Consider the following 13,120-nt stretch of genomic DNA (forward strand, 5'->3'; position numbering starts at 1 on the left):
TTAGAACGTGCGGACCTTGGGAGGCACGCTGTCCACGGTCAGGGGCTTCAGGTTCACGGGCTTGTACGACAGGCCGTTGGTGGCGCTGTCCCACAGGGTGTGCTTGAGCCATTCCTTGTCGTTGCGGCCCAGCGGGAACTCGGCGTGGTCGGCAGGGTGCTCGTAGTCGTACACGGTGTGTGCACCACGGCATTCCTTGCGGGCAGCAGCCGATGTCATGGTGGCCTGGGCCACTTCGATCAGGTTGTCCACTTCCAGCGCTTCCATGCGGGCGGTGTTCCAGACCTTGGACTTGTCCTTCAGGGTCACGGAGCCGACCTGGTCACGGATGGCGTTGATCTTGGTCACGCCTTCGTCCATGCTCTTTTGCGTGCGGAACACGCCGGCATGCGTCTGCATCGCGGTGCGGATGTCGCCAGCGATGTCCTGGGCGTAGACGCCGTCCTTGGAGTTGTCCAGCTGGTTGAGGCGTTCCAGCGTGCGGTCAGCACCGTCGGCGGGCACGCTGTGGTGGGGGCCGAAGTTGTTGACGAAGTTGACGATGTGCTTGCCGGCGGACTTGCCGAAGACCAGCAGGTCCAGCAGCGAGTTGGTGCCCAGGCGGTTGGCGCCGTGCACCGACACGCAGGAGCATTCGCCCACAGCGTACAGACCGTTGACGACCTGGTTTTGCTGACCGTCCCAGGTGACGACCTGGCCGTTGATGTTGGTGGGGATACCACCCATCTGGTAGTGGATGGTGGGCACCACGGGAATGGGTTCCTTGGTGATGTCCACGTTGGCGAAGTTGTGGCCGATTTCTTCCACGGAAGGCAGGCGCTTGCGGATGGTGTCGGCACCCAGGTGGTCCAGCTTCATCAGGATGTAGTCCTTGTTGGGACCGCAGCCGCGACCTTCCTTGATTTCCTGGTCCATCGAGCGCGACACGAAGTCACGGGGGGCCAGATCCTTCAGTGTGGGAGCGTAACGCTCCATGAAGCGCTCGCCTTCGCTGTTCAGCAGAATGGCGCCTTCGCCGCGGCAGCCTTCGGTCAGCAGCACGCCGGCACCGGCCACGCCGGTGGGGTGGAATTGCCAGAATTCCATGTCCTGCAGCGGGATGCCAGCGCGCGCAGCCATGCCCAGGCCGTCACCGGTGTTGATGAAGGCGTTGGTGGATGCCTGGAAGATACGGCCGGCGCCGCCGGTGGCCAGCAGCACGGCCTTGGCGTGCAGCTCGTACAGGTCGCCGGTTTCCAGCTCGAGTGCGGTCACACCGACCACATCGCCCTGGGGGTTGCGGATCAGGTCCAGGGCCATCCACTCCACGAAGAAGTTGGTCTTGGACTTGACGTTCTGCTGGTACAGCGTGTGCAGCATGGCGTGACCGGTACGGTCAGCGGCAGCGCAGGCGCGTTGCACGGGCTTTTCGCCGTAGTTGGCGGTGTGGCCGCCGAAGGGACGCTGGTAGATGGTGCCGTCGGGGTTGCGGTCGAACGGCATGCCGAAGTGTTCCAGCTCGATCACGACGTTCGGTGCTTCGCGGCACATGAACTCGATGGCGTCCTGGTCGCCCAGCCAGTCGGAACCCTTGATGGTGTCGTAGAAGTGATAGTGCCAGTTGTCCTCGGACATATTGCCCAGGGATGCCGACACGCCGCCTTGTGCAGCCACGGTGTGCGAACGGGTGGGGAACACCTTGGACAGCGAGGCGACGGACAGGCCGGCGCGGGACAGTTCCAGGGCAGCGCGCAGACCGGAGCCGCCGGCACCGACGATGACAACGTCAAACTTGCGCTTGGTGATATTCGCTTTGGAGTAGCTCATTCTTAACCTTCAATCGTGAGGGGAGGGCGCAAGTCACAGACGCCACAGGACTTGGAAGCCCCAGCCAGCACAGCCGACCAGCCAGACAATGGTGAAAACCTGCAGCGCCAGGCGCAGGCCCACGGGCTTGACGTAGTCCATCCAGATATCGCGCACACCGATCCAGACGTGCCAGGCCAGCGCAATGATCACGCCGAAGGTGACGAACTTCATCCACTGGGCGGCAAAGATGCCGGCCCACAGGTCGTAGCCGATGGGGCCTTGGCTGAACACCAGCTGGGCCAGCACGACCACGGTGAACAGCACGATCAGGACCGCAGTGACGCGTTGCACCAGCCAGTCGCGGATACCGTAATGGGCACCGACCACGGTGCGCTTGGAGCCGTAATTCACGGACATGTTGTTTTCCTTCTAACGTGGTATCAGTACAGGCCGAACAGCTTGGCACCCAGGACCACGGTCAGGGCGATGCTGATGACCAGCACGGTCACGGCGGAAGACTTGCCGAATTCCTTGGATACGGCCGAATGCGACACGTCCATCCACAGGTGGCGCAGACCGGCGATCAGGTGGTGTAGCGAGGCCCAGATGATGGCCAGCGTGACCAGCTTGATGAACCAGCCCGGCACGAAGCCGATGCCCACGTTGAAGGCCGCCTTGAAGATTTCAAAGGAGAACTCGGAGGACAGCGACTTGTCGAACATCCAGAGGATGAACGGCAGCAGCAGGAACATCAGCAGGCCGCTGATGCGGTGCAAGATGGAAACCCAGCCAGCCGGCGGCAAGCGATAGGTTGGGAGGTCCTGGAGGGCGTGGATGTTGCGGAACTCTGGCCGCTTTTTTGCTAACTCAGTCATGGCGGGGTGCTTTCGAGATGTAACTGCGTTGTAATCGCTCGGATGCAAACGATCCAAAATTCTATTGCAATGCCGCAGTTTCGGGTGCCTGGGAATCCGGGATTGTGCGGTATCTCCGAGGCGGAAGCTGCAGATCAGCTCAATTCGTTGCGGTAGTGGTGCGTGTCAGTGCGGTAGATACCGCGTCGTAACTCCATGGGGGTGTCGTTGTAGGTATAGGCTACGCGCTCCACGCTCAGCAGAGGTGTGGAAGTGCTTACTTGCAGCAGCTGTGCCTGCTCTTCATCGGGTAGCACGGCGCGGATCTTTTCGTCGGCACGGACCATGCGCACACCGAACTCCAGCTCGAACATGGCGTAGGTCGGGCCCTGGTAGCTGCCCATCTGCTCGGCGCTGAGGCCCTTGAAGGCGTGGCCGGGCAACCAGATGTCTTCCACGATGGTGGGCGTGCCGCTTAGCGTGAGCACGCGGCGGGCCTGGATGACGGCGTCGCCACTCTTGAGCTGCAGCAGGCGGGCCACTTCGGCGCTGGCGCGCACGCGCTTGCATTCGAGGATGCTGCGCTGGGCTCGGCCTTCCTTTTGCAGATCGCCGGTGTCCGGGTGCAGCTTCAGAAAGCGATACTGGACCTGCTGCGCGGCGTGGGTGGCGACAAACGTGCCCTTGCCCTGGCGGCGCATGACCAGATTCTCGGCGGCCAGCTCGTCAATGGCCTTGCGCACCGTGCCCTGGCTCACCTTGAAGCGTGCTGCCAGCTCCATTTCGCTGGGGATCAGTTCGCCAGGACGCCACTCGCCAGCCTGCAGGCTTTGCAGGATCAGGCCCTTGATCTGCTGGTACAGCGGGCTGAAGGAGGGAGTGGATGCGCCCGAGCTGGAGACGCTGTGGTTGGGGAACTCGGGGGCGGTGGTCGGGGTGGATGCCATGGTGCAGGGTAGGGGAGCGGTCAGCAATCTCCGGGCGGGAAAAACAGGCGGAACGGGTCCGTGGTCAAAGCCCCGATCATATCTTATATAAGACATAAGACAAATTGACCAAGGATTCAAATCGGCGGTACACTTTCGCCCTGTTTGCGGAGCATGGGCGGCTGGTCATGGATGCTGGTGCTTCCTGCGCCGACAACTGTTTTATCCATACTTGGAGTTCTTACATGAGCAAGAAGCCCGTCCGTGTCGCCGTCACCGGCGCAGCTGGCCAAATCGGTTACGCCCTGTTGTTCCGCATCGCCTCTGGCGAAATGCTGGGTAAAGATCAACCCGTTATTCTGCAACTGCTGGAAATCCCCGACGAAAAGGCTCAAAACGCTCTGAAGGGCGTGATCATGGAGCTGGAAGACTGCGCCTTCCCTCTGCTGGCCGGCATCGAAGCCCACAGCGACCCGAAGGAAGCCTTCAAGGATACCGACTACGCTCTGCTGGTCGGTGCCCGTCCTCGCGGCCCCGGCATGGAACGTGCCGACCTGCTGGCTGCCAATGCCCAGATCTTCACCGCCCAGGGCAAGGCCCTGAACGCCGTGGCTTCGCGCAATGTGAAGGTGCTGGTGGTCGGCAACCCCGCCAACACCAACGCCTACATCGCCATGAAGTCGGCTCCGGATCTGCCGGCCAAGAACTTCACCGCCATGCTGCGTCTGGACCACAACCGCGCTGCTTCGCAACTGGCTGCCAAGGCCGGTTTCAAGGTGGGCGACATCCGCAAGCTGACCGTCTGGGGCAACCACTCGCCCACCATGTACGCTGACTACCGTTTCGCCACCGTGGACGGCAAGTCGGTCAAGGACATGGTCAACGACCAGGTGTGGAACAAGGACGTGTTCCTGCCCACCGTGGGCAAGCGTGGCGCCGCCATCATCGCTGCCCGCGGCCTGTCGTCGGCTGCTTCGGCTGCCAACGCTGCGATCGACCACATGCGTGACTGGGCCCTGGGCTCCAATGGCGAATGGGTCACCATGGGTGTGCCTTCGCAAGGCCAATACGGTATTCCCGCCGGTGTGGTGTTCGGTTTCCCCGTGACCACCGAAAACGGCGAATACAAGATCGTCGAAGGTCTGGAAATCGATGCCTTCTCGCAAGAGTGCATCGACAAGACCCTGGCTGAGCTGCAAGGCGAGCAAGACGGCGTCAAGCACCTGCTGTAAGCCACCAGCGAGTCACCGGCATGCAAGACTGGAACCCTGCGCTGTATCTGCGCTTCGCCAATGAACGCACGCGTCCTGCGGCCGAGCTGCTGGCGCGGGTGCCAGGCGACCCTGCCCATGTCCGCCATGTGGTGGACCTGGGTTGCGGGCCGGGCAATTCCACCGAGCTGCTGGTGCAGCGCTTTGTCGATGCCCAGGCGCTGGGCATCGACAATTCCGACGCCATGCTGGCCACTGCGCGCACGCAGCTGCCGCAGGCGCAATTTGCCCTGGGCGATATCGCCACCTGGGCGCCGGAGGCAGGCGCTCCTGCACCGGACCTGATCTATGCCAATGCCTCCCTGCAGTGGGTGGGCTTGCATGAAACCCTGATTCCCCGTCTGCTCTCGCTGCTGGCGCCCGGTGGCGTGCTGGCGATCCAGATGCCGGACAACCGTCAGGAACCCACGCACCGGCTGATGCGCGAAGTGGCGCGTCTGCCCGAGTTTGCCCCGTACATCGGCGATGCAGACAAGGTGCGTACCGACATTCTGCCCATTGGGGCTTATTACGATTTACTGGCTGCGCCACGCGCGCAGACCGCCTCCGTGGATGTATGGCACACCGTGTACCAGCACCCCATGGAGTCCGCTGCCGCCATCGTGCAATGGGTGCGTGGCACCGGTTTGAAGCCTTTTGTGGAAGGCCTGCCCCAGGCGCTGCAAGCCGCATTTCTGACGGAATACGAGCGCCGTGTGGATGCTGCCTATCCCGTGCGGGCGGACGGCAAGCGCTTGCTGGCCTTCCCGCGCCTGTTTCTTGTTGCCCAACGCCAAGCATGACGAATTCGACTGTCCACCCCGCGCAGGTCTTGCTGGACGCCCAGGCGGGCGGTACGCAGCGTCTGCCCGTGTGCGACCACTATAGTGGCGTGGAAGAGCGCATGCGCAAAAGTCTGCAGCTGCAGGCCGAGATGATGGCCGAGTTCGGCGCCTGCGTGTTCGATGTCACGCTGGACTGCGAAGACGGCGCCCCGGTCGGCCAGGAGCTGCAGCACGCCAGGCTGGTGGCCGGGCTGGCCCGCAATGCGGCGCCAGGCGCCCGGGTGGCGGCCCGCGTGCATGCCGTGGACCATGCAGCCTTTCAGCAGGACATGGACATCATTGCCGGTGAGGCGGGTGCCCGGCTGTGCCACATCATGGTGCCCAAGGTGGAATCGGTGGAGGATGTGCTGCTGGCTGAAAAAGCCCTGCAGCGCGCAACCGACCAGCCGGTGCCGCTGCATGTGCTGATTGAATCGCCGGCCGCAGTGCACCGGGCCTTCGAGATTGCCGCCCATCCGGCGGTGCAAAGCATTTCCTTTGGGCTGATGGACTTTGTCTCGGCCCACGGGGGCGCCATTCCCTCCAGCGCCATGGGCGTGGAAGGACAGTTTCAGCATCCGCTGGTGGTGCGTGCCAAGCTGGAGATTGCGGCGGCCTGCCACGCCCACGGCAAAGTGCCTTCGCACTGTGTGGTCACCGAGTTCAAAAACCCCGCAGTGATGCAGGCGGCTGCAACAAAAGCTTTCAATGATTTCGGCTATACCCGGGTCTGGAGTATCCACCCGGCGCAAATTCGTCCGATTCTGGCGGCTTTCATGCCCGCGAGCGACGAAGTGGCGCTTGCTGCGGATATTCTTGCCGCCGCCGCCAACGCTGACTGGGCTCCCATCAGCCACCACGGCGTGCTGCACGACCGCGCCAGCTACCGGTATTACTGGCAGCTGCTGGAGCGTGCACACCGGACAGGGCAGCACATCCCTGTGGCCGCAAGCCACTGGTTTGGCCCTGCCGGATCTTAAAACCGTAGCAAACAACACATGGAAATCCAGGAGCTGAAATGAAAACCCTCATTGCCTCCGTCATCGCCCTCGTACCCGCACTGATGCTGGTACAGCCCGCTGCTGCCACCGTCCAGGCCAAGCCCGCCGCGGCCAAGAAGGCTGCACCGGCCGCCAAGGCCTCCACCGCGAAGAAGACCACCACCGCCAAGAAGAGCGCTGCCACCAAGGGCGCTGTAGCCGCCGCGGCCGGCGCGGGTGCCGCCACGGCCGTGGCCGCCTCGGCCCTGTCGCCCGAAGCCCTGAGCCTGGCGGACCGCGTGCACACCGGTCGCATCGGCTGCGAGCTGGGCCAGCACGTGAACGTGACCAAGGATGGCAACAACCCGGGTTACTTCCACGTGGACGGCAATGGCTTCAAGTACCACATGTCCCCTGTGACCACGTCCACCGGCGTGGTGCGCCTGGAAGACAAGCAGGCCGGTGCCGTGTGGCTGCAGATCGCCAACAAATCCATGCTCATGAACCAGAAGCAAGGCCAGCGCCTGGCGGACGAGTGCATGAGCAGCGAGCAAACCCAGGTGGCTGAAGCCATCAAGCGAAACCCCCCTCCTAGCCTTCTGGAAAACCCCGCAGCCGGCAAATAAAGCCGGCGGTGGGCTGCCAATAGGCTGACCCCACTTACAAAACCATTGGAGAGAGAACCCATGTTGAAAGCCTACCGTGACCATGTGGCAGAACGTGCCGCACTGGGCATCCCCCCGCTGCCTCTGGATGCCAAGCAGGTCGCTGAGCTGATCGAGCTGATCAAGAACCCGCCTGCTGGCGAGGATGCCTTCCTGCTGGATCTGCTGACCCACCGCGTGCCGCCCGGAGTGGACGATGCGGCCAAGGTCAAGGCTTCCTTCCTGGCCGCCGTGGCACACGGCGACCTGAAGGTGGGTCTCATCTCCAAGTCCAAGGCTACCGAGCTGCTGGGCACCATGGTGGGCGGCTACAACGTCCACCCCCTGATCGAACTGCTGGACGACGCCGAAGTCGCCGGTGTGGCTGCCGACGCCCTGAAGAAGACGCTGCTGATGTTCGACTTCTTCAACGACGTGGCCACCAAGGCCAAGTCGGGCAATGCCAAGGCCAAGGAAGTGATGCAAAGCTGGGCGGATGCCGAGTGGTTCACTTCGCGTCCCGAAGTGGAAAAGAAGATCACCGTCACCGTCTTCAAGGTGCCTGGTGAGACCAATACCGACGACCTGTCGCCCGCCCCGGACGCCTGGAGCCGCCCCGACATTCCGCTGCACTACCTGGCCATGCTGAAGAACACGCGTCCTGACGCGAAGTTCAAGCCGGAAGAAGACGGCAAGCGTGGCCCGATGAAGTTCATCGACGAGCTGAAGGCCAAGGGCAACCTGGTGGCCTACGTCGGCGACGTGGTGGGTACCGGTTCTTCGCGCAAGTCGGCAACCAATTCCATCGTCTGGGCTACCGGCCAGGACATTCCCTTTGTCCCCAACAAGCGCTTCGGTGGCGTGACGCTGGGCGGCAAGATCGCCCCCATCTTCTTCAATACGCAGGAAGACTCGGGTTCGCTGCCGATCGAAGTGGACGTTTCCAAGCTGGAAATGGGTGACGTGATCGACGTGCTGCCCTACGACGGCAAGATCACCAAGAACGGCGACACGGTGGCCGAGTTCCAGCTCAAGAGCGACGTGCTGTTTGACGAAGTGCGCGCCGGCGGCCGTATCAATCTGATCATCGGCCGTTCGCTGACGGCCAAGGCCCGTGAGTTCCTGGGCCTGACCGCCTCCACCGTGTTCCGCCTGCCTCAGGCACCTGCTGCTTCGAACGCCGGCTTCACGCTGGCCCAGAAGATGGTGGGCCGCGCCGTGGGTCTGCCGGAAGGCCAGGGCGTGCGTCCCGGTACCTATTGCGAACCCCGCATGACCACCGTGGGCTCGCAAGACACCACCGGCCCCATGACCCGTGACGAGCTGAAGGACCTGGCCTGCCTGGGCTTCTCTGCCGACATGGTGATGCAGTCCTTCTGCCACACCGCTGCGTACCCCAAGCCTGTGGACGTGAAGACCCACCGCGAACTGCCCCAGTTCATCAGCAACCGCGGTGGCGTGGCCCTGCGTCCTGGCGACGGCGTGATCCACAGCTGGCTCAACCGCCTGCTGCTGCCTGACACCGTCGGCACCGGTGGTGACTCGCACACCCGCTTCCCCATCGGTATCTCCTTCCCGGCAGGTTCCGGTCTGGTGGCCTTCGGTGCGGCGACCGGCGTGATGCCCCTTGACATGCCAGAATCGGTGCTGGTGCGCTTCAAGGGTGAAATGCAGCCCGGCGTGACCCTGCGCGACCTGGTGCACGCGATCCCCTTGTACGCCATCAAGCAAGGTCTGCTGACCGTGGCCAAGGCTGGCAAGATCAACGAATTCTCGGGTCGTATCCTGGAAATCGAAGGTCTGCCCAACCTGAAGGTCGAGCAAGCGTTCGAACTGTCCGATGCCTCGGCAGAGCGTTCTGCCGCAGGTTGCACGATCAAGCTGAACCCCGAGCCGATCAAGGAATACCTGACCTCGAACATCGTTCTGATGAAGAACATGATCGCCGATGGTTACGCCGACGCCAACACGCTGCAGCGCCGTATCGAAAAGGTCGAAGCCTGGCTGGCCAAGCCCGATCTGCTGGAAGCCGACAAGGACGCCGAGTACGCCCACATCATCGAAATCGATCTGGCCGACATCAAGGAACCCATCGTTTGCTGCCCGAACGATCCCGATGACGCCAAGACCCTGTCCGACGTGGCCGGCACCAAGATCGATGAAGCCTTCATCGGCTCCTGCATGACCAATATCGGTCACTTCCGCGCCGCAGCCAAGCTGCTGGGCGGCCAGCGCGACATCCCCGTCAAGCTGTGGGTGGCTCCTCCCACCAAGATGGACCAGAGCGAGCTGATCAAGGAAGGCCACTACGCGGCCTTCGGCACGGCCGGTGCGCGCACCGAAATGCCGGGCTGCTCGCTGTGCATGGGCAACCAGGCCCAGGTGCGTGAAGGCGCTACCGTGATCTCCACGTCGACCCGCAACTTCCCCAACCGTCTGGGCAAGAACACCAATGTGTTCCTGGGCTCGGCCGAGCTGGCCGCGATCGCATCGCGCCTGGGCAAGCTGCCTTCGAAGGAAGAGTACCTGAAGGAAATGGGCGTGATCGATGCCGACAAGGCCTCCGTCTACCGCTACATGAACTTCAATGAGATCGCCGAGTACGCGGCAGTCGCCGAAAAGGTGTAATTCACCTGCTGCACAGGCCGGACATGCGCCGGCCCTTGCCTCCCAAACCCGCTTCGGCGGGTTTTTTTGTACCCGATGGCTTGCCGCGTGGTCTTTGTCCGATAGACGCGTCAGAGGGGGCGACGCAGAATGCAGGGGTGATGGCTTTTGTATGGACGGAGAACCCTCGATGAAACACGCATTCGCTTCCACCCTCCACAACTTCCGCACCGCCTCGGGCAAGGAAGGGAAATTCTTCTCACTGCCAGCGCTGGCGCAGAAATACCCCGGCGTGAAACGCTTGCCGGTGTCCATCCGCATCGTGCTGGAATCGGTGCTGCGCAACTGCGACGGCAACAAGGTCACGCCCGAGCATGTGGCCCAGCTGGCGCAGTGGAAGCCCAAGGCCGTGCGGACCGACGAGATTCCCTTCGTGGTCTCGCGTGTGGTGCTGCAGGACTTCACCGGTGTGCCGCTGCTGGCGGATCTGGCCGCCATGCGCTCCACCGCAGCCAAACTGGGCAAGAAGCCCAAGGCCATCGAGCCCCTGGTGCCGGTGGATCTGGTGGTCGATCACTCCATCATGGTCGACTACTTTGGCACCCCCAAGGCGCTGGACCTGAACATGAAACTGGAATTCCAGCGCAACCAGGAGCGCTACCAGTTCATGAAATGGGGCATGCAGGCCTTTGACACCTTTGGTGTGGTGCCGCCGGGCTTCGGCATCGTCCACCAGGTGAATCTGGAATACCTGGCGCGCGGTGTGCACCGCACGGGCGATGGGGTCTACTACCCTGACACCCTGGTGGGCACGGACAGCCACACCACCATGATCAACGGCATCGGCGTGGTGGGCTGGGGCGTGGGCGGCATCGAGGCCGAGGCCGCGATGCTGGGCCAGCCGGTGTACTTCCTGACGCCCGATGTGGTGGGGTTCGAGCTCACGGGGCGGCTGCGTGAAGGCGTGACCGCCACCGATCTGGTGCTCACCGTCACCGAAATGCTGCGCAAGGAAAAGGTGGTGGGCCAGTTTGTGGAGTTTTTTGGCGAAGGCACGGCCAGCCTGACGCTGCCGGACCGCGCCACCATCGGCAATATGGCGCCTGAATACGGCGCCACCATGGGCTTCTTCCCGGTGGACGAAAAGACGCTGGACTACTTTCAGGGCACGGGGCGCAAGAAAAGCGAGATCGAGGCGTTCGAAGCCTATTTCCGCGCCCAGGGCCTGTTCGGTGTGCCCCGGGCGGGTGACATCGACTATTCGCGCGTGGTTTCGCTGGATCTGGGCACGGTGGCACCCAGCCTGGCCGGTCCCAAGCGCCCGCAGGACCGTATCGAAATCGGCGATGTGGCCGGCAGGTTCGATGCCCTGTTCACGGCCTCGGTGGCGGCCAATGGCTTCAACCAGCCGGCCGACAGGCTGGGGCTGCGCCACCGCGTAGGCTGTGGCGAAGGAGAGCTGGCCACCGATGCACCGCCGCCCAAGCCGGGTGCGCCGCGTGCGGTGGTGGAAATGGTCAGCAACCGCCCCACGCTGGAAACCACGCATGACAATGCCGTGACCACGGCGGTGTGTGCGCTGCCCGGCAGCGACGACAAGGTGCTGCGCATCGGTAACGGCGATGTGCTGATTGCCGCCATCACCAGCTGCACCAACACCTCCAACCCCAGCGTGCTGCTGGCGGCCGGTCTGCTGGCCAAGAAGGCGGTGCAGGCCGGGCTCAAGGTCAAGCCGCACATCAAGACCTCGCTGGCGCCCGGCTCCCGCGTGGTGACCGAGTACCTGACCGAAACCGGTCTGCTGCCTTACCTGGAAAAGCTGGGCTTTGCGCTGGCGGGCTATGGCTGTACCACCTGCATCGGCAACGCGGGCGATCTGACGCCGGAGCTGAACGACGCCATCACCCGCAATAACCTGGTGTGCGCGGCAGTGCTGTCTGGCAACCGCAACTTCGAGGCGCGCATCCACCCCAATATCAAGGCCAACTTCCTGGCCAGCCCGCCCTTGGTGGTGGCCTATGCGATTGCCGGCACGGTGCGCAAGGACCTGATGACCGAACCTGTGGGCAAGGGCAAGGGCGGCAAGGACATCTACCTGGGCGATATCTGGCCCAGCAGCGAGGAAATCCATGCGCTGCTGAAGTACGCTATGAACGGCAAGGCTTTCCGCGCCAACTATGAAAAGGTGAAGACCGAGCCTGGCAAGCTGTGGGAAAAAATCAAGGGTGTGACCGGCTCCACCTACACCTGGCCGCAAAGCACCTACATCGCCGAGCCACCATTCTTCCAGGACTTCACGCTGGAGCCGGGTGCTGCCGCGGGGGGCGCGTCGGCTCCCGACCACGACGTGCGTGGTGCGCGCATCATGGCCCTGTTCGGTGACTCCATCACCACCGACCACATCTCTCCGGCAGGCTCCATCAAGGAAAGCTCTCCTGCCGGCCAGTGGCTGCTGGCCCATGGCGTGCAAAAGGCCGACTTCAACAGCTATGGTTCGCGCCGTGGCAACCACGAGGTGATGATGCGCGGCACTTTTGCGAATGTGCGCATCAAGAACCTGATGATTCCTGCGGCGGCCGATGGCTCGCGCGAGGAGGGCGGGGTGACGCTTTACCGCGACGACAACGGCAAGGTGGAAAAAATGTCCATTTACGACGCTGCGATGAAGTGGCAGTCGGCCGGCCGGGCCACGGTGGTGCTGGCGGGCGAGGAGTACGGCACCGGCTCCAGCCGCGACTGGGCGGCCAAGGGCACGCAGCTGCTGGGGATCAAGGCGGTGGTCGCGCGCAGCTTCGAGCGCATTCACCGCTCCAACCTGGTGGGCATGGGCGTGCTGCCGCTGCAGTTCAAGGGCAATGACAGCTGGCAGACGCTGGGCCTGAAGGGGGATGAGTGGATCGACGTCATCCCGGCAGCGAATCTGGCCCCGCAAAGCGATGCAAAGTTGGTGGTCACACGCGCTGATGGCAGCCAGCAGACAGTGGTTGTGAAACTCCGCATCGACACCCCTATCGAGGTGGATTACTACCGCCACGGCGGCATTCTGCCTTATGTGCTGCGGCAACTGCTGGCGGGCTGAAAAAGCGTGCGGCACCGGGCCGTGGAGGTTTTACAGGGAAGGCAAATTTTTTTTCAAAAAATATGCAAACCCTGTAAACCAACCGCGTGTGGCATGCGTTGAGACGGTACATGTCTGTGCATGCGTGCCCCTGGCGGGCATGTGCGTAGCACCAGCCAACAGGGCCCG

General features: G+C 63.1%; 10 protein-coding genes. 6 read left to right on the top strand and 4 right to left on the bottom strand.

Going from position 1 to position 13,120, the window contains the following annotated elements:
• The 4 genes from sdhA to B3349_RS10460 form a co-directional block, all read right to left on the bottom strand.
• Window positions 1-1,806: a succinate dehydrogenase flavoprotein subunit gene (gene sdhA, locus B3349_RS10445; RefSeq protein WP_280011010.1), complete on the bottom strand. Its 1,806-nt coding sequence runs from the start codon at window positions 1,804-1,806 to the stop codon at window positions 1-3.
• Between the two features lie 33 nt (window positions 1,807-1,839).
• Window positions 1,840-2,205 (bottom strand): succinate dehydrogenase, hydrophobic membrane anchor protein, encoded by a 366-nt coding sequence (gene sdhD / locus B3349_RS10450; RefSeq protein ID WP_066539194.1) that lies wholly within the window; start codon window positions 2,203-2,205, stop codon window positions 1,840-1,842.
• 23 nt (window positions 2,206-2,228) lie between these two features.
• Window positions 2,229-2,663, bottom strand: coding sequence for a succinate dehydrogenase, cytochrome b556 subunit (sdhC, locus tag B3349_RS10455; protein WP_066539192.1), 435 nt, complete (start codon window positions 2,661-2,663; stop codon window positions 2,229-2,231).
• A gap of 134 nt (window positions 2,664-2,797) precedes the next feature.
• Complete coding sequence (locus B3349_RS10460; protein WP_291588539.1) at window positions 2,798-3,589, bottom strand: GntR family transcriptional regulator; 792 nt, start codon at window positions 3,587-3,589, stop codon at window positions 2,798-2,800.
• A gap of 224 nt (window positions 3,590-3,813) precedes the next feature.
• Between B3349_RS10460 and B3349_RS10465 the strand changes: the two genes are divergently transcribed.
• The 6 genes from B3349_RS10465 (at window position 3,814) to B3349_RS10490 (ending at window position 12,952) form a co-directional block, all read left to right on the top strand.
• Window positions 3,814-4,800, top strand: a complete 987-nt coding sequence (locus B3349_RS10465) for a malate dehydrogenase (protein ID WP_066539187.1) — start codon at window positions 3,814-3,816, stop codon at window positions 4,798-4,800.
• A gap of 20 nt (window positions 4,801-4,820) precedes the next feature.
• Window positions 4,821-5,621 carry a trans-aconitate 2-methyltransferase gene (gene tam / locus B3349_RS10470; RefSeq protein ID WP_291588540.1) on the top strand — a complete coding sequence of 267 codons (801 nt, stop codon included), beginning with the start codon at window positions 4,821-4,823 and terminating at the stop codon, window positions 5,619-5,621.
• Complete coding sequence (locus tag B3349_RS10475; protein WP_291588541.1) at window positions 5,618-6,622, top strand: HpcH/HpaI aldolase/citrate lyase family protein; 1,005 nt, start codon at window positions 5,618-5,620, stop codon at window positions 6,620-6,622. Before tam ends, B3349_RS10475 begins: the two co-directional genes overlap by 4 nt.
• A 38-nt stretch (window positions 6,623-6,660) precedes the next feature.
• A complete protein-coding gene (locus tag B3349_RS10480; RefSeq protein ID WP_291588542.1) occupies window positions 6,661-7,248 on the top strand; it encodes a hypothetical protein in 588 nt (195 codons plus the stop codon).
• Between the two features lie 60 nt (window positions 7,249-7,308).
• Window positions 7,309-9,894: a bifunctional aconitate hydratase 2/2-methylisocitrate dehydratase gene (gene acnB / locus B3349_RS10485; RefSeq protein ID WP_291588543.1), complete on the top strand. Its 2,586-nt coding sequence runs from the start codon at window positions 7,309-7,311 to the stop codon at window positions 9,892-9,894.
• 169 nt (window positions 9,895-10,063) lie between these two features.
• Window positions 10,064-12,952: an aconitate hydratase gene (locus tag B3349_RS10490; protein ID WP_291588544.1), complete on the top strand. Its 2,889-nt coding sequence runs from the start codon at window positions 10,064-10,066 to the stop codon at window positions 12,950-12,952.
• Window positions 12,953-13,120: the final 168 nt, after the last annotated feature.

Origin of the sequence: Comamonas sp. UBA7528, from assembly GCF_002479375.1 — a bacterium.
In the GTDB taxonomy this organism is placed as follows: domain Bacteria; phylum Pseudomonadota; class Gammaproteobacteria; order Burkholderiales; family Burkholderiaceae_C; genus Comamonas.

Bases quoted from the DNA above. Each gene is read 5' to 3' on its own strand.
- sdhA (WP_280011010.1), bottom strand. From the start codon at position 1,806: ATGAGCTACTCCAAAGCGAATATCACCAAGCGCAAGTTTGACGTTGTC.
- sdhD (WP_066539194.1), bottom strand. From the start codon at position 2,205: ATGTCCGTGAATTACGGCTCCAAGCGCACCGTGGTCGGTGCCCATTAC.
- sdhC (WP_066539192.1), bottom strand. From the start codon at position 2,663: ATGACTGAGTTAGCAAAAAAGCGGCCAGAGTTCCGCAACATCCACGCC.
- B3349_RS10460 (WP_291588539.1), bottom strand. From the start codon at position 3,589: ATGGCATCCACCCCGACCACCGCCCCCGAGTTCCCCAACCACAGCGTC.
- B3349_RS10465 (WP_066539187.1), top strand. From the start codon at position 3,814: ATGAGCAAGAAGCCCGTCCGTGTCGCCGTCACCGGCGCAGCTGGCCAA.
- tam (WP_291588540.1), top strand. From the start codon at position 4,821: ATGCAAGACTGGAACCCTGCGCTGTATCTGCGCTTCGCCAATGAACGC.
- B3349_RS10475 (WP_291588541.1), top strand. From the start codon at position 5,618: ATGACGAATTCGACTGTCCACCCCGCGCAGGTCTTGCTGGACGCCCAG.
- B3349_RS10480 (WP_291588542.1), top strand. From the start codon at position 6,661: ATGAAAACCCTCATTGCCTCCGTCATCGCCCTCGTACCCGCACTGATG.
- acnB (WP_291588543.1), top strand. From the start codon at position 7,309: ATGTTGAAAGCCTACCGTGACCATGTGGCAGAACGTGCCGCACTGGGC.
- B3349_RS10490 (WP_291588544.1), top strand. From the start codon at position 10,064: ATGAAACACGCATTCGCTTCCACCCTCCACAACTTCCGCACCGCCTCG.